The following is a 22,844-nucleotide window of genomic DNA, read 5'->3' on the forward strand; positions in this document are numbered from 1 at the left end:
GGCGAGGCAGCCGGCCGCAGGCGGGGGTCCCGGGCGGGGGTCAACCGCCCTGGTCGAGGGATTCCCGGTAGGCCCTGACGTTGCGGTTGTGCTCGGCCAGGGTGCGGGCGAACTGGTGCCGTCCCGAGCCGTCGGGCCGCAGGACGAAGTAGAGGTAGTCCACGTCGGCCGGATGGAGCACGGCGGCGATGGCCGCCTGCCCGGGCGCGCCGATGGGACCGGGTGGCAGTCCCGCGTAGCGGTAGGTGTTGTAGGGTGAATCGACCCGTAGGTCGGCGTAGGTCAGGCGCCCGGAGACCCGCCCCAGGGCGTAGAGGACCGTGGGGTCGGCATCCAGCGACATGCCGCGCTTCAGCCGGTTGAGGTAGACGGCGGCGATGATGGGGCGTTCCTCGGCCACCCGCGCCTCCCGCTCGACGATGGAGGCCAGGGTGACCACCTGGTGGACCGAGAGGCCCAGCCGGCGGGCCTGGGCCTCTTCCTCCGGACCCACCACCTGCCGGAACCGGTCCAGCATGACCCGGACCAGAAGGGCGGGGTCGGCCCGGCCGTGTTCGTCCACGGGAACCCGGTAGGTGTCGGGGAAGAGGTAGCCTTCAAGGGGTTCGCGCAAGGCGGCCCGGGCGTCCTCGTCGCGGGGGAGGTAGGGCCAGGCGGCCGCCGCCTGCTCCAGGGCCCGGCGCAGGGCCGCCTCCTCCACCAGACCCTCGGCGACCAGGTGATCGACCACCTGGTCGACGGTCCATCCCTCGGGGATGGTGAAGCGGGCCGTCAGGATCTCGCCGCGGGCCAGCTTGTCCAGGATGGCCCGGGCCGGCATGCCGGGGCTGAGGCGGTAGACGCCGGCCCGCAGCTGGCCGTCCCGGCCCTCCAGCCGGGCCAGGATGCGGAAGGCCAGCGGGTCGCGGATGAGCCCCTGGCGATGGAGCAGGGTGGCGATCTCGGCCGTCGAGGCGCCTCGCGGCACCCGCACCACCACCGCCTGGGACGAACCCGGCCGCGGCGGCTCCAGGGCATGGAGATAGGTGCGATACAGCCACCCTGCGGCCCCGGCGGCCACCACCACGGCGACCGCCAGCACCCCGCCCAGGACCCGCCACGGAATCCGCCCCACCGCTCGCCCTCCTCACCTCCCGCAAGGTTCGCCCCCGGCCGGTACCCTCCTGCCGGCCTTCCGGACGCCGACCCTCCGGACGGCCCCCAGCCGCACCGCTCCGTGCCGGACGCCCGGCACCTCCCCGCCCGCGGCCCCCCTGGGACCGGTCAGGGTGCCGCGGACCGGCCGGATCGGCAGCAGCCCACCCGGAAGGTCCGCGGCCCCGGCGTCAACGGGCCCCTCCCCGGAAGTCAGCGGGGAGGGGCGCTCCCTCAGCGGCGCCGCCGGCCGGCTTCATCCTCGTCCTCGTCGTCCAGGCCGGCCTCCTCGTCGTCGAGGCCGTCCAGGTCCTCCAGATCGTCCAGGTCGTCCTCGTCCAGCATCTCGTCGTCCAGGTCCTCGTCGTCGGCCTCGTCCTCGTCCCAGTCCTCGTCGTCCCAGTCGTCGTCGGGGCCCAGGACCTCATCGGCGTAGGCCTCGTCCTCCTCCTCGGCCACCATGTCCTCCCACGCCTCGGCCACGGCGTCCCATTCCTCGTCGTCCTCGATCTCCACCAGGACCGGCGTGCCGTCGTCCTCATGGAGCAGGCGGAAGATGAAGGCCTCCTCCTCGTCGTCGGGGTCGGCGACGATGGCGTACTTGCGGTCGTTCATCTCCACCAGGTCGATGACGACGAACTGCTGCTCCTCGCCGTTCTCGTCCCGGAAGGTGACGATCCGGCGTTCCTCCGGCAGGTCCATTCTTGCCCCACCACCTTCCTGCACAGGCTCCTGGGTCAGACCCTCGCCGCTGCCGAGCGGTCGCCAGGGCGCCCCGCGGGGAGATTCGCCACCGGCGGCCCGTTGCCTGCGCGCCGCTTCGAGAAAAGCCTGCAAGATCACCGTCGCCGCCATGCGGTCGATCACGGCCTTGCGCCGCCGGCGGGAGAGATCGGCGTCGATCAGCACCCGCTCGGCCTCGACGGTGGACAGCCGCTCGTCCCATAGGGTTACCCGCGGAACGCCGGCCGCCCTCAAGCCGGCGGCGAAGCGCTCGGCCGCCTCGGCCTCTGGCCCGCGGCGACCGTCCAGGCGGCGGGGCCAGCCGACCACGATGCCGCCGGCTTCGTGGCGGCGGGCCAGTTCGACCACCTGGGCGATGTCGGCGGCGTCGCCCCGCCGGGGCAGGCTGGTCAGCGGCCGGGCGACGATGCCATCCGGGTCGCTGATGGCCACCCCGATGACCCGGGTGCCGAGGTCAAGGCCCAGCCAGCGCATCCGGTCACCCCGCCTTCGCCCGGGCGCGCCTCACAGCCAGCGGGGCTCCCGCCGGCGCGGAGCCAGCAACAGCCAGGCGGCCGCCCCGGCGACGAACCCCGCCACGTGAGCCCACCAGGCGACCAGCGTGACGTTGGGCGCACCCAAAGCCGCCAGCCCGTTCAGCACCTGCAGCCCAAACCAGACCAGCAGGAAGACCCAGGCCGGCACCTCCGCTACCGTAATGAAGATGAAGAGAAAGATCAAGGTGACGATGCGCGAGCGGGGGAAGGCCAGGAAATAGGCGCCCAGCACGCCGGCCACGGCCCCGCTGGCGCCGATGGTGGGGATGGACGACGTCGGGTTGGCGACCACGTGGGCGTAGTTGCCCAAAAGACCCGTCAGCAGGTAGAAGAGGAGAAATCGCCCCCGGCCCAGGCGGTCCTCCACGTTGTCCCCGAAGACCCACAGGAAGAGCATGTTGCCGAGGAGATGGACCAGGCTGCCGTGGAGGAACATGGCGGTGACCAGCGGCACATAGGGCGCCGGTCCGACCTGGGGCAACAGGGCCAGCGGGGGGATGGAGGCCGGCACCACACCGTAGCGCTCCGCCAGGAGCCCGATGCCCGCCTCCGGAGTCGGTCCGGTGGTCCATTCCACGTAAAACACATAGACATTGAGGGCGATCAGCAGTACGGTGACCCAGGGAAAGCGTCGCGAGCGGATGGTGTCGCGCAACGGGATCATGGCGTGCTCCTTCCTGGTGGCCCGCCGGTCCCCGCGGCTCCCTTACGAACCCTCTTTCGGGGGATGGGATTCCACCCCCAGCCCGGAAGGCGAGGTGACCGCGATGACCGAACCGCTCGTACCCGTTCCCCGCCCGCGCCCACCCCGGCTGCGGCGCCGGCGGCATCGGCTCCCCCACGGCGGGCGGCCGCCGGCCTGGTCCACCGTCCCGGGCTCCGTCCTGCCGCCCGACCCTCCGGTGCGGGCCCGCTGGTGGGACCGCTTCTGGGCCGAACTAGCCTACGTGGCGAGCTTCAAAGGCCTGTGGCTGACCGTGGCCGTCGGCGGCCTGGTGGCCGGTTTCCTCCTGGGCACCTGGTTCGGCCACCAGCTGGCGGCGGCTGCCCACCTGCGCTAAGCCCGGGCCCTCGCTTCGACCCGGTCCGGCCCGGCCCGCCCCCCTGCCCCCCGCGCCACGACCGGCGCCCGACCAGCAGGTGGAACCGGCCCCTAGCCCGTGGAACCGGCCCTGCCCGCGCTCCGCCGGTGCGGTACCGCGCCCAGGTCGCAGCGGCGGGCCCTCAGGCCTCCCGGCGGGCGGGCCGAGCCCGCAGGCCGGCCACGTACGTCCGCACCAGCTCCGCCAGCAGCTGATCCCGCTCGATCCGGCTGACCAGGGCCCGGGCGCCCCGGTGACTGGTGATGTAGGCGGGATCGCCCGAAAGCAGGTAGCCCGCCAGCTGGCGCACCGGGTCGTAGCCGCGTTCCTCCAGGGCCTCGTAGACGGCGGCCAGGATGGCCGCCGGGTCGGCCGGCCGCCCGGCGCCCGGGGTCCCCAGGGACATGCCCCCATACATCGTCGGTTCCCCGTCGGTGACCGGGCGGGCCGGCTCCGCTCCCTGTTGCACGCTCTCCGCCTCCGCTTCTCGCTTCCTCTCGGTGGCCGCGGTCCGGGCCCGGCGGCGATCCCGGCGGGGATCAGCCCTGCCCCGCCGCGCCCGCCGCGGTCTCCGCCGCCAGCTGGTCCAGCCAGAGGCGCCGCCCGTGCTCAAGGGCCTCGGCCAGGCGGTCCGGCTCGCGGCCGCCGGCCTGGGCCAGGTCGGGCCGGCCGCCGCCGCCGCCCCCGACCCGGCGGGCCACCTCGCCCACCAGGCGCCCCGCGTGCAGGCCCCGCTGCTGGGCGCCGGGAGTCACCGCCGCCACCAGCAGCGCCCGCTCGGCGGTCCGGGCGCCCAGCAGGACGGCGGCCTCCCCAGCCCGCTGGCGCAGGTAATCCGCCGTCTCCCGCAGGACGTCCGCGTCGTCCACGGGGAGTTCGCCTGCGATCACGCGGATCCCTGCCACGGTGGGCGCCCCGGCCAGCAGCCCGTCCGCCGCCTGGCGCGCCAGGCGCAGGCGCAGCTGGCGCAGCTGCCGCTCTAGCTGGCGCTGCCCCTCCACCAGGGCCTCCAGCCGCTGGGGCAAATCGTCCACCGGCACGTGCAAGGTGGCGGCCAGCCGCTCCAGAACCGCTTCCCGGCGCCGCAGGTACTCCAGGCTGGACCACCCCGTCACCGCTTCGACCCGCCGGACGCCGGCCGCCACGCTGCCTTCGGCGGTGAACTTGAAGAGGCCGATGTCGCTGGTGGAGGCCACGTGGGTCCCGCCACACAGCTCCAGGCTGTAGTCGCCGATCTGGACGACCCGCACCTCGCGCCCGTACTTTTCCCCGAACAGGGCCATGGCACCCGCCTCGAGGGCCTCCTCCAGGCTGGTCCAGTACCAGCGCACGGGCACGCTGCGCAGGATCTGCTCGTTGACCTCATCCTCCACGGCCCGCAGCTGGTCCGCCGTCGGTGCCTCGAAGTGGGTGAAGTCGAAGCGCAGCCGGTCCGGCGCCACCAGCGAACCCGCCTGGTTGACGTGGTCGCCCAGCACCCGCTTCAGGGCCGCGTGGAGCAGGTGGGTGGCCGTATGGTTGCGCATGATGGCCACGCGCCGGGCCGCGTCGACCCGGGCCCGGACCCGGTCGCCCACCTGGACGGTTCCCTCCGCGACCCGGACCTTGTGGAGGATCCGGCCCCCGGGCAGGGGCTGGGTGTCAAGGACCTCCAGCCGCGCCCCCGCCGTCTCCAACCAGCCGGTGTCGCCCACCTGGCCGCCCCGCTCGGCGTAGAAGGGCGTGCGGTCCAGGATGACCCCGATCTCCTCGCCGGCACCGGCCCGCTCGGCCGGTTCCTCCCCCCGGACCAGAAGCCGCACCGTGCCCTCGTCTTCCAGCCGCTCGTAGCCGGTGAAGGTGGTGGCCGGTTCGTCCGCCAGGGCCTGCGCCAGGGGGGAGCTGGGATCCCACCCCTCCTCCACCTCCCGGGCCGCCCGGGCCCGCTGGCGCTGGACGGCCATCGCCCGCTCGAAGCCTTCCCGGTCGACCCGCAGGCCGGCTTCCTCCGCCGCATCCTCGGTGAGGTCCAGGGGAAAGCCGTAGGTGTCGTAGAGGACGAAGGCCTCCTCGCCGTGGATCAGGCCGTCGCCGCGCTGCCGGGCCCGCTCGATCACCTCGGCCAGGATCGCCATGCCCTGGTCCAGGGTGCGGAAGAACCGCTCCTCCTCCCCGCGGATGACCCGGGCCACGTAATCGGCCCGCTGGCGCACCTCCGGGTAGGCGTCCCCCATCACCTCGGCCACGGTGTCGACCAGCCGGTAGAGGAAGGGCTCCCGCAGCTCCAGGATGCGCCCGAAGCGGACGGCCCGGCGCAGGATGCGGCGCAGCACGTGACCCCGCCCCTCGTTGCCAGGCAGCACGCCGTCGGCGATCAGGAAGGTGCAGGCGCGGGCGTGGTCGGCGATGACGCGGAAGGGAAAGCCCTGCTCCCCCTCTTCATAGCGCCGCCCCGTCATCCCCTCCACCGCCTGGATCAGCGGGCGGAAGAGGTCGGTGTCGAAATTGGAGGCGACCCCCTGCATCACCGAGGCGATGCGCTCCAGCCCCATGCCCGTGTCGATGGAGGGCCGGGGCAGGGGCTCCAGCCGGCCGCTCTCGTCGCGGTTGAACTGCATGAAGACCAGGTTCCAGATCTCCAGCCAGCGGTCGCAGTCGCAGGCGCCGATGGCGCAGGTCTCCGCCTGGCAGCGGAACTCCTCGCCCCGGTCGTAGACGATCTCGCTGCAGGGGCCACAGGGGCCGGTATCGCCCATGGCCCAGAAGTTGTCCTTCTCCCCCAGGCGGACGATGCGGTCCGCGGGGATGCCCGTGACCTCCTGCCAGAGCTGGAAGGCCTCGTCGTCGTCGCGGTAGATCGTGGCCCAGAGGCGCTCCCGGGGCAGACCGAGTTCCTCCGTCAGGAAGGTCCAGGCAAAGCGGATGGCGTCGCGCTTGAAGTAGTCGCCGAACGAGAAGTTGCCCAGCATCTCGAAGAAGGTGTGGTGCCGCGCGGTCTTGCCCACGTTCTCCAGGTCGTTGTGCTTGCCGCCGGCCCGCATGCACTTCTGGGCCGTGGTCGCCCGCTTGTAGGGCACCTTCTCCTTGCCGGTGAAGACGTCCTTGAACTGCACCATCCCCGCGTTGGTGAACAGCAGGGTCGGGTCGTCCTTGGGGATCAGGGACGAACTGGGCACGACGGTATGGCCGTTGCGCTCGAAGAATTCCAGAAAGCGGCGACGGATCTCCGCCGCCGGCATGCCGCCCGGCTGCGCGCCGCGGGCGGGCGCCCTGTTGGCAACCACCGATCCGCACCTCCCCGTCGGAATCGTCGTCGGGTTTGCCGTATCAAACAAAAAGCCGCCGCCGGCCTCGGCCGGGGCGGGCAAGCCGCGGTACCACCCGGGTTCACCCCGTCCTCGCGGGCGGGGCCTCGGTGGGTCGGCGCCCTGCGTCCAGGACGGGCGCCGATCCGCGCGGTAACGGTGCGCCGCCGGGTGCACTTGGGAAGGGGCCGGGACGCTAGGGCCTTCCTTGGTGCACCGGCTCCGGGAGGGCTTGCACGCCACCGCCCGGGAACCTCGCAGCCAGGGGTTCCCTCTCTGGGGGGCGGGCGGGCGGCTTGGTCCCGTCATCGCCGGGGCCGTCCCCTCCGGGCACGGCCCATGGAATCACGGGCATTTTGCCATTTCCGGCGAAGCTCGTCAACGTGGGGACGGGGCGCCGTCCGCGGCAGGCCGCGGCAGGGGGGCCGGCAGCGGCGGCGAAGCAGCCTGTGAGGTGATGCCGGTGAAGCCCGGATTCGTGCCCGGCCTGCGGGCCGAGGTCGAGGCCGTCGTCGACGCCAGCATGCAGGCCGCCTTCGACGGCCGGGTGATCCACCCCCTGTATTCCACCTGGTCGCTGGTCCACCATCTCGAACACGCCGCCCGGCGGGTTCTGGAGCCCTACCTGGAACCCCACGAGGAGGGCGTCGGCTACGCCGTGGAGGTGCGCCACCTGGCGCCGACCCCGGTGGGGGCGCGGGTGCGGGCGGTGGCGGTGCTGGAAGCAGTGGAGGGCAACCGGGTGATCTGCCGGGTCGAGGCCTACAACGACCTGGAGAAGATCGCCGAGGGGCGGCAGATCCAGGTGGTCCTGGACCGGCAGGCCTTCCGCCGGCGCATCGCCGACCTGCAGCGCCGCCTGGCCGCTGGTGATCCGGCCGGGGCCTGAGCCGGCGGCGCCACGACCCGGCCGGCTCTGAGCGGTGGCACCGCGACCCGGGCGGGCCTGAGCCAGCAACCCGGCGACCCGGGCGGGCCCAAGCCGCCGGCACCGCGACCCGGGTGGGCCTGGGCCGGGAGCCCTGCGCCCCGGCCAGGGACTGAACCGGTGGCCCCGCGACCCCGGTGGGCCCGGGCAGGCCTCAGCCGGCAGTTCCACGGCCCGTGCGAGCCCGCTCCCTTGCCCCCGCTGCGGTCCCTGACCCTGGGCCCGCCCCTCCGCCGGTCCCCAACGCCCTGCCCGGGAGCGCCCTCCCCTCACCGGGGCACCTTGGGCCGCCAGCGCACCGGCCGGATGGTGCGGCCGGTGCGCCGCTCCCCGGGGCCCGCCGCATCGCCGGCCGGGGTGGCCGGGCCCGCCGGTGCGGTGGAACCGGCATCGCCGGTGCCGGCCCCTGCCGGCTCCCCATGGGCCGGCGCCACCGGCCCCGTGGGGCCGGCGGTCCCGTCGGCGGCCGGTTCGTCCCCCGGCCGGTCGCCGGCCCCCGGCTCGCCGGGACGGGACGGATCCCCGGCCGCCGCCCGCCGCTCCCCCTTGGCCGGCGGAGGGCCCGAGGGCCTGTTCACCAGCCGCTCCAGCCCGCCCACCCACTCGGGCCAGGCGAAGGCCAGCAGGACGTGGACCAGGCCGGCCACGGGCACGGCGAACAGCAGGCCGGCCACGCCGAAGTGGTGGCCGGCCACCAGCAGGGCGCTGATCACCACCAGGGGATGGACGCCGACCCGGTGGCCCAGGATCCGGGGCGAGAGCACGCTGTTCTCGATCCACTGGATCAGCAACAGGGCCACCGCCGCCTTGAGGGCCGTGGCCGGGGATTGCAGGGCGGCCATGGCCACGACGGGCACGGCGCCGATCACGGGACCGAAGTAGGGGATGAGGTCGGCCAGGGCGGCCAGGGCGCCCAGCAGCACGGCGAAGCGAAGGCCGAAGAAGGTGGCGACGGCCGTCACCATGAGCCCCACGAACCCCGCCACCAGCAGCTGCCCGCGGATGAACCCGCCCACCACCTGGTCCACCGCCCGCACCAGGTCGAGCCACCGCCGCCGGGGCCCGTCCCCCAGGCGCTCCCGGGCCCAGCGGCGCAGCCGGGGCAGGTCGTTGAGCAGGTAGAAGGCCAGCACCGGCGCCAGCAACAGCGGCGCCGCCCCCAGCAGTCCCTCCACCAGGCCGCCGGTCAGGTCCGCCAGGCGGGCCGCCACCCATCCCTCGGTGCGGTCGATCTGCTGCAACACCGCCTGGCGAACCGTCGCCGGCAGCGTGGCCCGGGCGGCATCCTCCCGGACCCCCTCCACCAGCTCCCGCAGCCGGCGGGTATAGCCGGGCAGCTGGGTGCCCAGGCGGTTCAACTCGTCCAGGAACCCCGGCAGCAGGTACACGACGGCCACCGCCGCCGCCAGGGTGATCAGCAGGTAGAGCAGCAGGATGGCCGTGGCCCGGCGCAGGCCGTGGGTTTCAAGGAAGTCCACCGCCGGCGCCAGGAGGTAGGTCAGGACGAGGGCCAGGACGAAGGGCGGCCATGTACCCCGCAACAGGTAGAGCAGGCCCAGGGCGGCGACGGCCAGGGCGGCGCCTGACGCGACCCTGCGCCAGGACCCTGCCGTCATGGCCCCGACCTAGCGGGTCCCCACCCTGGCCAGCAGCCGCCGGGCCCGGGGCCGGGCCCAGCGGACCAGCCGTCGCCGCTGGCGCGGCACCTGGACCTCCAGCCACTGCTGGCTCCACCGCCCCGCCCGCGCCAGCCAGCGCGCCGGTCTCAGCCCGGCGCACTCCAGGGCCGCCACCATCAGGCCGCCCACCACCACACCCGCCCAGAACCGGCCGCCCATGGTCTCACCCCTCCACCGGCCCGGATCCGCCCGCCGCCTCGGCCACCAGCCGCACCCGGTTCCCCTCCGAGTCCAGGACGAAACAGTCCACCTGGCCCGAGCCCAGGTCCTGGAACTCGATGCAGCAATCCCAGCAGTACCACTCGTTCTGGCCGATGCGCCCCGTGGCATTGCCCGCGCAGATCGGACAGCGCATGGTGCCGTCCCCCCTCGACTTCTTCCTTAATCTGCACGGGCCGTGCGGGGGTCATGCGGGGGACTGGGAGGGTCGGTGGCGGCGGCGTGCCCGGGCGGGGTCCCGCCCCCAGGAGACCGGGTGCCGGGCGGGTCCGGTGGCCCGGCGGGCGGCCGAGGCGCGGCCCCGGGGAAGGCGGCGGCTGCAGGTCGCGGGAGCAGGCCGGGATGGGGCGAGCCCCGGGATCGGCGCAAGCCAGGGGCCCGAATAGGGGCCCGGCCGGGAGCCCGACTGGGGGCCCGGCCCGGGCCTCGGGATGGCGGCCTGGCGCGCGGGATCGGGACGCGGCGCCGCGCCGGCCACGGGCGCCGCGCCGGCCACCGGCGCCGGGCCGCCGGCGGGGTGTCCCGGCCCGGCGGGGCCGGGTGGAAGCCACCGGAGCCAGGTACCGGGGCGGTTCCGCGACTTCGTGCACCGGTTAGGCCGGCGTGCCCACCGGAACGGCTCCGGCGCCGGGAGCGGCCGCCCTCTGGCCGGGTTCGTCCTGCAGGGCGTCGGGGGCCACGGGATCGAGGACCTCGGCGATGACGCCCCCACCGGCCACCCGGTCCCCGTCGTAGAGGACGACGGCCTGCCCCGGGGTGATGGCCCGCTGGGGCTCGTCGAACCAGACCTCGATGACGTCCTGCCGGCCGTCCACCGGCCGGACGACCGCCGGGGACTCCGGCGACTTGTACCGCACCCGGGCGGTGACCCGCGCCTCGCCGGCCAGCCCGGGCCACGAGACCCAGTTCACGTCCACCGCCCGCAGCCCCCGGGCGTAGGTGGCCGTGTCGGGACCGACGATCAGGGCGTTCTTCTCCGGCAGGATCCGCACCACGTACATCGGCCGGTCGCTCTGGATGCCCAGGCCCCGGCGCTGGCCCACGGTGTAGTAGGCCAGGCCGCGGTGGGTGCCGATGCGCCGTCCCCGGGTGTCGTAGATCGGACCGGGCTGGATGCGGTCGCCGGCCCGTTCCTCCAGGAAGTGCCGGTGGTCGTCATCCTTGACGAAGCAGATCTCCTGGCTCTCCGGCTTGCGGGCCGTCACCAGGCCATAGGCCTCGGCCAGCCGGCGGACCTGGGTCTTCTCGAACCGGCCGATGGGCAGCAGCGTGCGGGCCAGCTGCTCCTGGGTGAAGTTGTAGAGCACGTAGGTCTGGTCCTTGCGCCGGTCGGCCGACTTGCGCAGGACGAACCGGCCCACCGCGTCGTCGTACTCCACCACGGCGTAGTGGCCGGTGGCGACGTAGTCGCAACCGAGCGCCTCGGCCCGGCGCAGGAACTCGTCGAACTTGATGTACCGGTTGCAGGCGATGCACGGGTTCGGCGTCCGCCCGCGCAGGTACTCGGCCACGAAGTAGTCGATGACCTTCTCCTCGAAGTCCTGCCGCATGTTCATCACGTAGTAGGGGATGCCGAGCCGCTCCGCCACCCGGCGGGCGTCGTCGATGGCGCTGAGGGAGCAGCACCCCCCATAGCGCGCCTCGTCGTCGGGCTCCATGGCAGGCCACGTCTGCATGGTCACGCCGATGACCTCATACCCCTGGTCGCGCAACAGGGCCGCCATGACCGAGCTGTCGACGCCGCCGCTCATGGCCGCCAGGACCCGGCCCTTCTTCGCCTGGCCCACGTCGCCACCCCCTTTCCCTTCCCGTTTCAATGGCTTTGTCTCCGGTTCTTCCGGCCGGGCGGGTGGTTCCGGCCGGGCGGGCCGGGCCCGAGCCGCCACCCCGCCCACCGGCCCCGGGCGCCGCCCTAGGCCCCGGCCACCAGGCCCAGGCTGCGGGCCCGCCGGGCCCGTTCGACCACCCGGGGCAACACGTCCAGCACCCGGTCCACGTCGGCCTCCGTCGTGCCGTCGCCCAGGGAGAGGCGGATGGCGCTGAAGGCCTCGTCCTCCGACAGGCCCATGGCCTGCAGGACATGGGACGGCTCCGGGGTGCCGGCGCTGCAGGCCGATCCGCTGGACGCGGCAATGCCCTCCAGGTCCAGCTGGATCAAGACGGTGTCGGCGGTGATCCCGGGCAAGCCCGCATTGGTGATGTGGGGCGCCCGCGGCGCGCCGGCGCCGTGGATCCGCGCCCCCGGGATCCGGGCCAGGATCCCCTCCTCCAGCCGCCTCTGCAGGCTCGCCAGCCGCACCGCCCGCCGCGGCTGCTCCCGGGCGGCCAGCTCGGCCGCCAGGCCGAACCCGGCGATGGCGGCGGTGTTCTCCGTGCCCGAGCGTAGCCGCCGCTCCTGGCCGCCGCCGTCCAGAAGGGGCAGCAAGGCCGTCCCCGCCCGCACGTAGAGGGCGCCCGCGCCCTTGGGCCCGCCGATCTTGTGGGCGGAGAGGCTGAGCAGGTCCACGCCCAGGGCGTCGACGTCCAGGGGCAGGACCCCGGCCGCCTGGACCGCGTCGGTGTGGACCAGCACGCCCCGCTGCCGCGCGGCCCGGGCGATCTCCGCCACCGGCTGGATCGTCCCCACCTCGTTGTTGACCAGCATGACGGACACCAGGATGGTGTCAGGCCGCAAGGCGGCCAGCACCCGCTCCGGGTCGACCCGGCCCTCCCCGTCCACCGGCACGTAGGTGACGTCAAAGCCCTCGCGCCCCAGGGCCGCGCAGGCGTGGAGCACGGCGTGATGCTCCACGGCGGTGGTGACGATGTGCCGGCCGCGGTCCCGGTGGGCCATGGCCGCGCCCTTCAACGCCAGGTTGTCGGCCTCCGTGCCCCCGGAGGTGAAGATCACCTCCCGGGGCTGGCAATGGAGCAGCCCGGCGACCTGGGCCCGCGCCTCGTCGATGACCGCCCGGGCCGCCCGGCCCGCGTAGTGCAGGCTGGAGGGATTGCCCCAGGCCTGCTCCAGCACCTCCATCATCCGCCGGCGGACCTCCGGCCGCACCGGCGTGGTGGCCGCGTGGTCCATGTAGACGCGCTCGCCCATCGTCACCACCCCCTTTCTCCTTGGTGCTGTCTCCTTCGTGCCGCCCGCCCCGACCGTGCGGCCCGCCCCACCGCCCGGGGGCCGGCGTCCCGCCGCCCGTCGCGATCATCCCCCGGCGCCGGTTTCCCACGTCGCCTTTCCTGCGGCCGGTCCGGCCGGTCCCGGTGGCGGGGTGCCGGCGCCCTACGGTCGCTGGGACCGGGAGCTCAGATATAAAACATGTAGCCCCGCCGCTGGCGCGCCTCGGCCTCGCGGCAGAGGTCGGCCAGCGTGGTCCCCTCCAGGACCTCCGTGATCGCCCGCCGCACGGCCTCCCACACGGGGTCGGCCACCGACGGGCTGCCCGTCGCCTCCTGGTCCGTCTCCGGCCCGATGGGGCCGTCCAGCAGCCGGACGACGTCCGCCACCGTGATGTGCGCCGGATCCTTGGCCAGCACGTACCCGCCCTGGGCGCCGCGCACGCTCTGCACCAGACCGCCCTTGCGCAGCGGCGCCATCAGCTGTTCGAGGTAGTTCTCCGGCAGGTTCTGGGCCTCCGCCACCTCGCGCAAGGGCACCGGCCCCCGCCCGTAACGGCGGGCCAGCTCGAACATCGCCCGCACGCCGTACCGGCCCCGTGTCGACAATTGCATGGCCGAACCCTCACAGGGCGCGCCCGGCCGGAAGAACCGGCCGGGCGTGCCAATTCCCACTGATTCACTGGGTTTTCTCACGGCCATGCTAGCACGGGGGCGCGCACCCTGTCAAAGGCGGTCAGCGGCCGCGCAGGATGTAGTGGACCGTCAGGGTTCCGCGATAGGTCTGGGGCACCGTCAGGTAGCCGTCGGCCACCACCCGGTAGGTGCCGGAGGGCAGGTCCCGCCGGTCCCACAGATCGGGGGTGAGGGTCACCTGCTCCGTCGTCGGCAACCACTGGGTCGACTCGGCGACCCGGGTGCCGGCGGGATCGAGCACGTACAGGTCCAGGTCCGTCCCGGGCAGGTCCCACTGGATCTGCACGTCCGCCTGGACCGCCCCCTTGCCGATGGAATGCTCCGTCACGTCCTGGGACTGGACCGTGGCGACCACACCGTCGGTGTCGGGTCCGATGGTGCCCTCCCAGGTGAAGGTCTCGCTGTAGGTCTCGTAGACCTTGCCGGTCTTCTTGTCCCGGTACTGGCCCACCTTGGCCGACATGCGCGCGGCCTTTTCAACGGCGGCATAGGCGTTGAGGTAGCCCGCGCCGACCTCCCATTCCTCGTACCCGGGCATGGGGGTGGCCGTGTCCACCAGGGCCTGCTTGACCAGATCGGGGCCCAGGGCCGGGTTCGCCTCCAGCATGAGGGCCACGGTGCCGGAGACGTGGGGCGTGGCCATGCTGGTGCCGCTGGCCACGGCGTACCAGACGGCATCGGTGCCCAGTTCCACCACGTCCAGGGCGAAGAAGGCGTTCATGTACACGCCGGTGGTGGCCCGGGCGGCGGCGATATCGACCCCCGGCGCCGTCAGGGTCGGATGGTAGAGGGGATCGCCGGGGATGCCCCGGGAGGAGAAGTCCGCCAGCGTCTTGCCGTCCTTGTTGCCCGCGGCCACGCCGATCACCCAGGGCGCCACGGCGTAGGGATTCAGCGTGTTGGGATCGGGCCCCGAGTTGCCGGCGGCGAACACCACCACGATGCCGGCGTCGTGGGCCGCCTTGCTGGCCACGTTGATGGGGTCGCCGGGCGAGAACTCACCGGTCGTCCCCCAACTGTTGGAGATCACGCGAATCCCGTACTCCTCCCGGTGGGCCAGGATCCAGTCGAACCCTTCCAGGGCGCTGAGGATGAACAGGGTCTCGCCGGCCCCCACGCCGACCAGCCGGGCCCCGGGCGCGACGCCGGTGTACTTGCCGCCCAGGGCGGCGCCGGTCCCCGCCGCCGTGGAGGCCACGTGGGTGCCGTGGCCGCTGGAGGTGTCGGTGTTGGCCAGGCCCTCCACGACCACCGGGCCGGTGCCGAAGAGATCCGGCGCGATCTTGACGTTTTCCACCACCTTGTCCCCGTACGGCAGGTCGGGGTGGGTGGCGTCGATGCCGCTGTCCAGGATGGCGATGGTGACGCCCTTGCCGGTGTAGCCCAGTTCCTTCCACACCCGGTCCGCACCGATCAGGGGCACGCTCTCATCGAGCAGGTATTCCAGCTGGCGGTTGGCGTAGGCGGAGATCAGCCCCGGCAAGCCGAGCAGGCCCTTGATCTGGGCCGCTGTGCCCTTGACGGCCACCATCGGCAGGACCCGGAAGGTGTGCACCTGGACCCCGCTGGCCTGGATGGCGGCCACCTCGGCCTCCGTCGGCCGGTGATCGAAGGTCAGCACGGCCTCCACCGGCCCCGTGGCCGTCGCCAGCAAGCGGGCCAGCACCTGGTCCACCTCGACGGCGGCGTGGCTCGGCCGGGCCGGCGCCACCAGGGCCACCACCAGGGTCAGGGCGAGCACCAGGCCGGCCACCCGGCGCCCGAAGCGGTCCCATCCCCGTCGCAACCCGTTCCCCACGGCTTCACACCCCTCCCGCGAACCTTGGGATCGTGCTCACGAGAGGAGTTCGCGCCCGGGCCGTTCCCTTGCGACCCGCCCCGCCGGCCGCGGGCGGCGTCCTTCGCCGGCCCTCTACCGCTCCAGGCGGAAGCCGTGGGGCAGCAGGGCCTCGATGGGCTGTGGCGCGGGCTGGCCGTCGATCCACACCTGGAGACCCGGGGCGTATTCGAACAGAAGCTGGCGGCAGGCCCCGCAGGGGAAGGCCGGCTCCGGCCCGTCGGCGGTGACCACGATGCGTTTGAACCGGCGCGCCCCCTCCGACAAGGCCTTGAACAGGGCGACCCGCTCGGCGCACATGGTCAGGCCGAAGCTGGCGTTCTCGATGTTGCCGCCGGTGAAGACCCGGCCGTCCTCCGCCTCCAGGGCGGCCCCCACCCGGTAGCGGGAGAAGGGGGCGATGGCGGTCTCCCGGGCGGCGCGGGCCAGCTCCATGAGGGGCCCCCAATCGCCGGTCGCAAGCCCGGCGACGGCCTGGCGGGCCCCAGCGGCGCCGGCCCCAACGCCCCCACCGCCTGCCGGCCCGGCACCGGCTAGGGTGGCCGGCGGGATCCCCGGAGCGCCGGCCACCGGCCCAAGAGGGCCGGCCCCTGGCACGCCCTCGGCCCCCACCACGGCGTGGATCAGCGGCGGCAGGGGCGCCGGTTCGTCCGCCAGGGTGAAGGCGCGCTCCAGCCAGCGCCGGGCCTCCTCGAGCCGGCCGGGATCGTTGAAGTGCAGCTCCACCAGGGGCTCCCCGGCCTCCACCCGCTCGCCGAGCCGCTTGGCCATCACCAGGCCGGCGCCCAGATCGATGACGTCCTCCTTGCGGGCGCGGCCGGCGCCCAGCACCATGGCCGCGGTGCCGACGGCCTGGGCGTCCATGGCCACCAGGTAGCCGCCGCGGGGCGCGGCGAAGGCCTCCCGGTAGCGGGCCTGGGGCAGGCGATCGGGGTCGTCCACCGCCCGGGCATCCCCACCTTGGGCCTCGACCAGCCGCCGCAGCATGGCCAGGCCGTCGCCCGCTTCCAGGTGGCGCGCCAGCTGCTGCCGCCCGGCGGCCGGATCGGCCGCCCTGCCCGCCAGCCAGAGCATGATGCCGCCCAGCGCCAGGCAAACCTCCGTCAGCTCGGCGGGACCCTGGCCGCGCAGGGTGGCGATGGCCTCCCGCACCTCCAGGGCATTGCCCACCGCCCGCCCCAGGGGCTGGTTCATGTCGGTCACCAGGGCGACGACCCGCCGCCCCAGGTGGCGGCCGATGTCGACCATCAGCCGGGCCAGCTCCAGGGCCCCGTCCAGGCTCTTCATCAGGGCGCCCGATCCGGTCTTGACGTCGAGGACGATGGCGTCGGCGCCGCCGGCGATCTTCTTCGACATGATGCTGGCGGCGATCAGCGGGATGCTGTCCACGGTGGCGGTGACGTCCCGCAGGGCGTAGAGGCGCTTGTCGGCAGGCACCAGATCGGCCGTCTGCCCGGCGACGGCGATGCCGACCTCCCGCACCTGGCGGGCGAAGGCGTCGCGGCTCAGCTCGACCCGGAACCCCGGGAAGGACTCCAGCTTGTCCAGGGTGCCCCCGGTGTGGCCCAACCCGCGACCGGAGAGCTTGGCCACGGGCACCCCGGCGGCCGCCACCAGGGGAGCCAGGACCAGGGTGGTGGTGTCGCCCACCCCGCCCGTGCTGTGCTTGTCGACCTTGACGCCGGGGATGTCGCTGAGATCGACGGTCTCGCCGGAGAAGGCCATGGCCCGGGTGAGGTCGGCCGTCTCCCGGGCATCCATGCCCCGGAAGAACACGGCCATGGCCCAGGCGGCCACCTGCTCGTCGGGGATGGTGCGGCGGGCCACCCCCTCCACCCACCACTCGATCTCCTCCCGGGTCAGGGTGCCGCCGTCCCGCTTCTTGAGAATCAGGTCGTACGCCCGCACGGGGCCCGCCTCCCTCTCCCGCGTGTTGCCCGCCGGCCGGTCTGGGGCCGGTTCGTCCAGGGGGACCGGATCCCCAGGCCGTGCCGTCCGGGTTTCAAGCCGGTGGCTCCGGCGCGCCGGCCAGGATGGCCAGGCTGGCGCTGGCGCCGATGCGGTTCGCCCCGGCGGCCACCATGCGGCACGCCGTGGCGTAGTCACGGATGCCGCCCGACGCCTTGACACCCACCCGGGGCCCCACCGCCGCCCGCATGCGGCGCACCGCCTCTTCGGTGGCGCCGCCGGCGCCAAATCCCGTGGAGGTCTTGACGAAGTGGGCGCCCGCCTCCACGGCCAGCCGGCAGGCCTGGTCGATCTCCTCCGGGGTGAGCAGGCCGGTCTCGAGGATGACCTTGACCAGGGCCCCGGCGGCTGCGGCGACGGCCACCACCCCGTGCAGGTGGTCCACCACCTCCCGGTGCCGGCCCGCCTTGAGCAGGCCGATGGGCTGGACCACATCCAGCTCCCGGGCCCCCGCGGCGACGGCCGCCTCCGCCTGGCGCGCCTTGTCGGCGGCCGAGCCGGCCCCCAGGGGGAAGTCGATGACCGTGCAGACCACGGGTCCGGCGCCGGCCAGGAGCTCCGCCGCCAGCGGAACGTAGAGGGGGTTGATGCAGACGGCCGCGAAGCCGTGCTCCACCGCCTCCCGGCAGAGCTGCTCGACCTGCTGGGGCGTCGCCTCCGGCTTGAGCAGGGTGTGGTCGATCATGGCCGCCAGCTGCCGCCGGTCCAGGGCCGGGGCGGTCTCGGGGGCCCCGCCCAGGGAGTTGTCGCCGGAATGGATCACCGGCCGTCCTCCTTTCGGGCTGTAGCGGCCTCCGCGGATCGGCCTGGAACGGCCTCCACCGGCCCCTCCTCCCGTCCGGGAGCCGCCTGGCCCCAGGCCGCCCGGGGGGTCGAACCCAGCTGGTGGTGGCGGCGGCACCGGGGCTCGTAGGACTCGTGTCCGCCGATCAGGATCACCGGATCGTCGGGCGCGGCGGGCCGCCCGCCGATCAGCCGCTGGGTGAAGGTGGCCGGCTCCCCGCAGACCACGCAGATCGCCTTGAGCTTGACCACCTCGTCGGCCAGGGCCATGAGCTCCGGCATCGGCCCGAAGGGCCGCCGGGCGAAGTCCATGTCCAGGCCGGAGACGATGACCCGCATCCCGGCCTCCACCATCTCCAGCACGGCGGGCACGATGGCGGGGGCGAAGAACTGGGCCTCGTCGATGCCCACCACCTCGGCCGCCGCGCCGGCGGCCCGGGCCGGGATGTCCTGGGGCCGGTCGGCGGGGATGACCACCGCCTCCAGATCCCGCCCGTCGTGGGAGGCCACCGCGTCCCGCCGGTAGCGGTGGTCCAGGTCGGGCTTGCAGAGGAACACCCGCCGGCGGGCGATGCGGGCCCGCTGCACGCGGCGGAGGAGCTCTTCGGTCTTGCCCGAGAACATCCCGCCGGTGATGACCTCGAGGTAACCTGCCATGTCCGGTCCGTTCGCTCCCCTTCCCTCTCCCCGGGCCGTCGCTTCCGCGTGGGCAGCGGCGGTCTCTCGCGCCCGGGCGCCCGCCTACTCTTCGCGTGCCGGCGGCGCCGTTCCTGCGGGCGGCGGCGCGGTCCCTGGGGGCGGTGACGGCGCCGGCCCTCCGGGCGCGTCCCCGCCGGTGGCGGGATCCCCTCTGCCGGCTCCCTCCCCGCGACCGCCGGCGGGCACCGCGCCCTGGCCTCCGGCCCGGCCGGCCTCCGCCGGGCCGGCCGGGCCCCGGCGGGCCTCGATGACCGGCGCCAGGCGCCCCTCGTAGCCCTGGTCGCTGGGCTCGTAAAACCGGGCCCCCAGGAGCTCGTCGGGCAGGTACTGCTGGCGCACGAAATGGCCGGGATAGTCGTGGGGATACCGGTAGCCCCGGCCGTGGCCCAGGGCCCGGGCGCCCCGGTAGTGGGCGTCCCGCAGGTGGCGGGGCACGCCGGCGATGGCCCGTTCCTCCACCGCCTTCCAGGCTGCGTCGATGGCCTTGATCACCGCGTTGCTCTTGGGCGCCGTGGCCAGGTAGAGGACCGCTTCCGCCAGGGGGATGCGGGCCTCCGGCATCCCCACCTGCTCGGCGGCCGTGGCGGCGGCCGCCGCCACCTGCAGGGCCCGGGGATCGGCCAGGCCCACATCCTCCGCCGCGTGGACCAGGAGGCGGCGGGCGATGGTGCGCGGGTCCTCCCCAGCGTAGAGCATCCGGGCCAGCCAGTACACGGCGGCGTCGGGATCGGAGCCGCGGATGCTCTTGATCAAGGCGGACATGTGGTCGTAGTGCTCGTCGCCCGTGGGGTCATAGGCCAGGGCCCGCCGCTGGATGGACTCCTCGGCCACGGCCAGGGTGATCCGCCGCACCCCATCCTCCCCGGGCGGGGTCGTCAACACCGCCAGCTCCAGGGCGTTGAGGGCCGAGCGGGCGTCGCCGCCCGCCACCCGCACCAGGTGCTCCAGGGCCGCCGGTTCCACCTCCACCCGGTACATCCCCAGGCCCCGTTCGGGGTCCTCCAAGGCCCGCAGCAGCAGCCGGCGGACGTCCTCATCGGCCAGGGGCTCCAGCCGGAAGATCCGCGCCCGGGACACCAGCGGCGGGACGCAGGCGAAGTAGGGGTTCTCCGTGGTGGCGCCGATCAGGGCGACCAGGCCGCTCTCCAGGTGGGGCAGGAGGGCGTCCTGCTGGGCCCGGTTCCAGCGGTGGACCTCATCGACGAACAGGACCGTCGAGCGTCCCTCCAGGGCCCGCCGCTCCCGGGCCTGCTCCACCACCCGGCGCAGGTCGCCGACACCGGCGGTCACGGCGTTGAGGGGTTCGAAGTGGGCCCGGGTCGTCTGGGCGATGATCCGGGCCAGGGTCGTCTTGCCCGAGCCCGGCGGCCCCCAGAGGATGATGGACCCCAGCCGGTCCGCTTCGATGGCCCGCCGCAGGAGCCGGCCCGGCCCCACCAGGTGCTGCTGGCCGACGAACTCGTCCAGGCTGCGGGGCCGCATGCGCTCGGCCAGGGGCGCCTCCCGGCGCGCCCGTTCCTCCGCCGCCCGGCTGAAGAGATCGTCGGCCGGCTGGCTTGGCGTCGGCCGGCCCCCCTGCCCCCCTTGGGCCCCGGCGGGCCCCGCTTTGCGCACCACCTGCGTCGCTCCCTCCGGTCCCTTCCGGCGCCGTCGCCGGGAAACCCGCCCGGCCGGGCGTCAGGCCCCGGCCAGGATCCGGTGGAAGATGGCCAGGGCCCGGTCCGCGTCGGCCGGCCCCACGTCCTTGTGGGTCACCCAGCGCAAGCGCCGCGGGTCTACGGCGTTGACCTTGACCCCCGCGGCGGCCAGGGCTTCGGCCAGCTGGTAGGCGCTCCGCCCCGTGGCGGCGACGTCGGCCATCACCATGTTCGTCTGGACCGCGGTCATGTCCACCTGGACCCCGGGGAGGCTGGCCAGCCCCTCGGCCAGCCGGCGGGCCAGGGCGTGGTCTTCCGCCAGCCGGTCGATCATCGTCTCCAGCGCCACCAGCCCCGCCGCCGCCAGGACCCCCGCCTGGCGCATCCCGCCGCCCAGCGCCTTGCGGTAACGGCGGGCCTCGGCGATGAAGTCGGCGTCCCCCACCAGCACGGACCCCACGGGACAGCCGAGCCCCTTGGACAGGCTGAACATCACCGAGTCGGCCGGCGCCGCCAGCAGGCGGGCGGGCACCCCCAGGGCCACCGCCGCGTTGAAGATCCGCGCGCCGTCCAGGTGCACCTTGAGCCCGTGCCGGTGGGCGACCTCCGCCACCGCGGCGGTCTCCTCCGGGGTCATCACCGTCCCGCCCCAGCGGTTGTGGGTGTTCTCCAGGCACAGCAACCGGGGCGGCGGGAAGTGGATGTTGGCCGGCCGGATGGCCGCCTCCACCACCGCCGGGTCCAGGACGCCGCGGCGGGACGGCAGGGGCCGGACCTGGCAGCCGGCCAGCAGCGCCACCCCGCCGACTTCGTAGTAATAGATGTGGGATTCCTCTTCCAGCAAAACCTCGTCGCCGCGGCGCGTGTGGGTCAGCACGGCCGCCTGGTTGGCCATGGTGCCGCTGGGGAAGAACAGGCCCGCGGCCTTGCCGAGCCGCTCGGCCGCCGCCTCCTCCAGGCGCCGTACCGTGGGATCCTCGCCGTAGACGTCGTCACCCACCTCGGCCTCGGCCATGGCCTTGCGCATGGCCGGCGTCGGCTGGGTGACGGTGTCGCTGCGGAAGTCGATGAAGTCCGCCACCGCCGCTCTCCCTCCGGGACCGCCTCCCGGGCGGTCAGCAGTCCTGTCCTCAGGTGGGGTGGAACCCGCAACGCGGGCAGATCCAGCCCCACGGGCGCCGGGCCAGGGCGCCGCCGCAGGCCGGGCAGGCGAAGCTGCCCGGGGCCCGCTGGGGCAGGCCGGCCGGGGGCCCACCCTGGTCCTCCGGCCCGGAACCGGCGCCCGGCGCTGGGGCGGGGTCGGCCCAGCCCTGCGGCCGCTCCCCCATCCCCGCGGTCCCCGGCCCCGGGGTCCCGGAAATCATGCCGGCCAGCTCGCTGCCCTCCATGGGCCCCACGGGTTTCACCCTTCCGTGCCATGCCGCCTTCGCCGCCCCGATAGACGGGCGGGGCTGCGGCCCTGCCGGCCGCAGCCCCGCCCGCGCGCCCGTTCCACCTCAGCCGATGGCCTTCTGGATCTCCTGCTCCAGCTCCTCCTTGGGCCGGAAGCCGACGATCCGGGCGACGGGCTCACCGCCCTTGAACACGATCAGGGTCGGGATCGACATCACGCCGTAGCGGCTGGCGATGGTGCCGTGGTCGTCCACGTTGAGCTTCGTCACCTTCAGCCGGTCGGCGTACTCCTGGGCGATCTCCTCCACGATGGGGGCGATCATCCGGCACGGACCGCACCACGGCGCCCAGAAATCCACCAGGACGGGCCGGTCCGACTGGAGGACCTCCGCCTCGAACTGCTCGGCGGTGAGATCGAGGATGCCCGCTGCCATGTCAACGCCTCCTTCTCCGCAGGCCGGCCCGGTGCGGGGCACCGGTGACCTGCGGCATCCACCCATCCCCTCCCCGATGGCCCGATGCCCGGATCGGGATCCCCGGTCGGGATCCACGATCCATGGCGCCTCGCCGGGGGCTTTGCGACCCGCACCCGCAGGCGGCCACGGCCCCGGGAGGCTCCCCGGCCGGGGCGGCCGGGATGGGTACGCCTCCATCTTAAACCACATCGGCCGGCAGGGGACAACGGCCCAGGCGGGCCCGCCAGCCGCGCCCTCCCCGGCCGTCCCGTGCACACCGGCCGGCCCCGGGTCTTGTCCGTACCTGCGTCTTTTCCGTACCGGCCGTCTTGTCCGCACCGGCTGTACCGGCCGGCCTTCGCGCCGCCGTTCCACCGGCCCCGAGCTCCCTCCCGGCCCTTAGGGTGGCCCTTAGGGTGCCCCCAAGGCAAAACCGGCCGGGATGAACCGGCCGGCCTCTCCGCTGCAAAAGGCGAACCCCGCGTGTGCCGTGGCGCGCGAGTCTTTGAACCCGTTCCCCCACAGGTGGGTGCCCTCCCACGACCGTCTTGCCCGTCCCCTGCCGTGGGGGCATGGACGCAGGCCGCGGAGAGCCGGGCTCCCTTTGTCTTGGTGTTGGATCAAGACACTGCGCAGACCACGCGCACCGCAGGGTGCCGTGAACCGCTC

The 22,844-nt window shown here is 74.2% G+C and carries 21 protein-coding genes and 1 other RNA gene; 2 read left to right on the forward strand and 20 right to left on the reverse strand.

The window, feature by feature from the left end; all coding sequences use genetic code 11:
- Positions 1 to 40: 40 nt before the first annotated feature.
- From mltG to ACYQ02_RS03915, 3 genes are all read right to left on the reverse strand, one after another.
- Positions 41 to 1,114, reverse strand: coding sequence for an endolytic transglycosylase MltG (mltG, locus tag ACYQ02_RS03905; protein ID WP_460039129.1), 1,074 nt, complete (start codon positions 1,112 to 1,114; stop codon positions 41 to 43).
- 254 nt (positions 1,115 to 1,368) lie between these two features.
- Positions 1,369 to 2,352, reverse strand: a complete 984-nt coding sequence (ruvX, locus tag ACYQ02_RS03910; protein ID WP_460039130.1) for a Holliday junction resolvase RuvX — start codon at positions 2,350 to 2,352, stop codon at positions 1,369 to 1,371.
- A 30-nt stretch (positions 2,353 to 2,382) separates the two neighbouring features.
- On the reverse strand, positions 2,383 to 3,078 hold the full coding sequence (locus ACYQ02_RS03915) for a rhomboid family intramembrane serine protease (RefSeq protein WP_460039131.1): 696 nt from the start codon (positions 3,076 to 3,078) through the stop codon (positions 2,383 to 2,385).
- A 103-nt stretch (positions 3,079 to 3,181) separates the two neighbouring features.
- Here ACYQ02_RS03915 and ACYQ02_RS03920 point away from each other — a divergent pair, with 103 nt between their 5' ends.
- A complete protein-coding gene (locus ACYQ02_RS03920; RefSeq protein WP_460039132.1) occupies positions 3,182 to 3,475 on the forward strand; it encodes a hypothetical protein in 294 nt (97 codons plus the stop codon).
- A gap of 163 nt (positions 3,476 to 3,638) precedes the next feature.
- Here the strand turns inward: ACYQ02_RS03920 and ACYQ02_RS03925 are convergent, their stop codons facing one another.
- Both ACYQ02_RS03925 and alaS read right to left on the reverse strand, forming a co-directional pair.
- Complete coding sequence (locus tag ACYQ02_RS03925; protein ID WP_460039211.1) at positions 3,639 to 3,914, reverse strand: IreB family regulatory phosphoprotein; 276 nt, start codon at positions 3,912 to 3,914, stop codon at positions 3,639 to 3,641.
- Between the two features lie 121 nt (positions 3,915 to 4,035).
- A complete protein-coding gene (gene alaS, locus ACYQ02_RS03930) occupies positions 4,036 to 6,714 on the reverse strand; it encodes an alanine--tRNA ligase (protein ID WP_460039212.1) in 2,679 nt (892 codons plus the stop codon).
- A 529-nt stretch (positions 6,715 to 7,243) separates the two neighbouring features.
- Here alaS and ACYQ02_RS03935 point away from each other — a divergent pair.
- On the forward strand, positions 7,244 to 7,669 hold the full coding sequence (locus ACYQ02_RS03935; protein ID WP_460039133.1) for a thioesterase family protein: 426 nt from the start codon (positions 7,244 to 7,246) through the stop codon (positions 7,667 to 7,669).
- 308 nt (positions 7,670 to 7,977) lie between these two features.
- Here ACYQ02_RS03935 and ACYQ02_RS03940 read toward each other — a convergent pair whose 3' ends face one another.
- The 15 genes from ACYQ02_RS03940 to ssrS all read right to left on the reverse strand — a co-directional run bounded on the left by ACYQ02_RS03940 (position 7,978) and on the right by ssrS (position 22,833).
- Positions 7,978 to 9,324, reverse strand: a complete 1,347-nt coding sequence (locus ACYQ02_RS03940; RefSeq protein ID WP_460039134.1) for an AI-2E family transporter — start codon at positions 9,322 to 9,324, stop codon at positions 7,978 to 7,980.
- A gap of 9 nt (positions 9,325 to 9,333) precedes the next feature.
- On the reverse strand, positions 9,334 to 9,546 hold the full coding sequence (locus ACYQ02_RS03945; RefSeq protein WP_460039135.1) for a hypothetical protein: 213 nt from the start codon (positions 9,544 to 9,546) through the stop codon (positions 9,334 to 9,336).
- Positions 9,547 to 9,550: 4 nt separating this feature from the next.
- The gene (locus ACYQ02_RS03950) at positions 9,551 to 9,742 is read right to left on the reverse strand and encodes a hypothetical protein (protein WP_460039136.1); all 192 of its coding nucleotides are present in this window, start codon (positions 9,740 to 9,742) and stop codon (positions 9,551 to 9,553) included.
- Between the two features lie 457 nt (positions 9,743 to 10,199).
- Positions 10,200 to 11,393, reverse strand: a complete 1,194-nt coding sequence (mnmA, locus tag ACYQ02_RS03955) for a tRNA 2-thiouridine(34) synthase MnmA (RefSeq protein ID WP_460039137.1) — start codon at positions 11,391 to 11,393, stop codon at positions 10,200 to 10,202.
- A gap of 125 nt (positions 11,394 to 11,518) precedes the next feature.
- Complete coding sequence (locus tag ACYQ02_RS03960; RefSeq protein ID WP_460039138.1) at positions 11,519 to 12,691, reverse strand: cysteine desulfurase family protein; 1,173 nt, start codon at positions 12,689 to 12,691, stop codon at positions 11,519 to 11,521.
- A gap of 206 nt (positions 12,692 to 12,897) precedes the next feature.
- Complete coding sequence (locus tag ACYQ02_RS03965) at positions 12,898 to 13,323, reverse strand: RrF2 family transcriptional regulator (RefSeq protein WP_460039139.1); 426 nt, start codon at positions 13,321 to 13,323, stop codon at positions 12,898 to 12,900.
- Between the two features lie 121 nt (positions 13,324 to 13,444).
- Positions 13,445 to 15,202: a S8 family serine peptidase gene (locus ACYQ02_RS03970; protein ID WP_460039140.1), complete on the reverse strand. Its 1,758-nt coding sequence runs from the start codon at positions 15,200 to 15,202 to the stop codon at positions 13,445 to 13,447.
- A 114-nt stretch (positions 15,203 to 15,316) separates the two neighbouring features.
- A complete protein-coding gene (locus tag ACYQ02_RS03975; RefSeq protein ID WP_460039141.1) occupies positions 15,317 to 17,149 on the reverse strand; it encodes a pyrimidine-nucleoside phosphorylase in 1,833 nt (610 codons plus the stop codon).
- 94 nt (positions 17,150 to 17,243) lie between these two features.
- Positions 17,244 to 17,918 carry a deoxyribose-phosphate aldolase gene (gene deoC, locus ACYQ02_RS03980; protein ID WP_460039213.1) on the reverse strand — a complete coding sequence of 225 codons (675 nt, stop codon included), beginning with the start codon at positions 17,916 to 17,918 and terminating at the stop codon, positions 17,244 to 17,246.
- A 50-nt stretch (positions 17,919 to 17,968) separates the two neighbouring features.
- On the reverse strand, positions 17,969 to 18,649 hold the full coding sequence (locus ACYQ02_RS03985) for a thymidine kinase (protein ID WP_460039142.1): 681 nt from the start codon (positions 18,647 to 18,649) through the stop codon (positions 17,969 to 17,971).
- Between the two features lie 84 nt (positions 18,650 to 18,733).
- Complete coding sequence (locus ACYQ02_RS03990) at positions 18,734 to 20,305, reverse strand: AAA family ATPase (RefSeq protein WP_460039214.1); 1,572 nt, start codon at positions 20,303 to 20,305, stop codon at positions 18,734 to 18,736.
- Positions 20,306 to 20,368: 63 nt separating this feature from the next.
- Positions 20,369 to 21,409: a threonine aldolase family protein gene (locus ACYQ02_RS03995; protein ID WP_460039143.1), complete on the reverse strand. Its 1,041-nt coding sequence runs from the start codon at positions 21,407 to 21,409 to the stop codon at positions 20,369 to 20,371.
- A 49-nt stretch (positions 21,410 to 21,458) separates the two neighbouring features.
- A complete protein-coding gene (locus ACYQ02_RS04000; RefSeq protein WP_460039144.1) occupies positions 21,459 to 21,725 on the reverse strand; it encodes a hypothetical protein in 267 nt (88 codons plus the stop codon).
- Between the two features lie 99 nt (positions 21,726 to 21,824).
- Positions 21,825 to 22,154, reverse strand: coding sequence for a thioredoxin (trxA, locus tag ACYQ02_RS04005; protein WP_460039145.1), 330 nt, complete (start codon positions 22,152 to 22,154; stop codon positions 21,825 to 21,827).
- A 493-nt stretch (positions 22,155 to 22,647) separates the two neighbouring features.
- Positions 22,648 to 22,833: non-coding RNA, 6S RNA (ssrS, locus tag ACYQ02_RS04010), on the reverse strand.
- Between the last annotated feature and the right edge of the window lie 11 nt (positions 22,834 to 22,844).

This window comes from Thermaerobacter litoralis, assembly GCF_054654595.1.

Excerpts from the sequence above, each read along its gene's own strand:
- ACYQ02_RS03925 (WP_460039211.1), bottom strand. The coding sequence starts at position 3,914 with ATGTATGGGGGCATGTCCCTGGGGACCCCGGGCGCCGGGCGGCCGGCC.
- ACYQ02_RS03920 (WP_460039132.1), top strand. The coding sequence starts at position 3,182 with ATGACCGAACCGCTCGTACCCGTTCCCCGCCCGCGCCCACCCCGGCTG.
- ACYQ02_RS03915 (WP_460039131.1), bottom strand. The coding sequence starts at position 3,078 with ATGATCCCGTTGCGCGACACCATCCGCTCGCGACGCTTTCCCTGGGTC.
- ruvX (WP_460039130.1), bottom strand. The coding sequence starts at position 2,352 with ATGCGCTGGCTGGGCCTTGACCTCGGCACCCGGGTCATCGGGGTGGCC.
- ACYQ02_RS03965 (WP_460039139.1), bottom strand. The coding sequence starts at position 13,323 with ATGCAATTGTCGACACGGGGCCGGTACGGCGTGCGGGCGATGTTCGAG.
- ACYQ02_RS03950 (WP_460039136.1), bottom strand. The coding sequence starts at position 9,742 with ATGCGCTGTCCGATCTGCGCGGGCAATGCCACGGGGCGCATCGGCCAG.
- ACYQ02_RS03940 (WP_460039134.1), bottom strand. The coding sequence starts at position 9,324 with ATGACGGCAGGGTCCTGGCGCAGGGTCGCGTCAGGCGCCGCCCTGGCC.
- ACYQ02_RS03960 (WP_460039138.1), bottom strand. The coding sequence starts at position 12,691 with ATGGGCGAGCGCGTCTACATGGACCACGCGGCCACCACGCCGGTGCGG.
- ACYQ02_RS03985 (WP_460039142.1), bottom strand. The coding sequence starts at position 18,649 with ATGGCAGGTTACCTCGAGGTCATCACCGGCGGGATGTTCTCGGGCAAG.
- ACYQ02_RS03945 (WP_460039135.1), bottom strand. The coding sequence starts at position 9,546 with ATGGGCGGCCGGTTCTGGGCGGGTGTGGTGGTGGGCGGCCTGATGGTG.
- trxA (WP_460039145.1), bottom strand. The coding sequence starts at position 22,154 with ATGGCAGCGGGCATCCTCGATCTCACCGCCGAGCAGTTCGAGGCGGAG.
- alaS (WP_460039212.1), bottom strand. The coding sequence starts at position 6,714 with ATGCCGGCGGCGGAGATCCGTCGCCGCTTTCTGGAATTCTTCGAGCGC.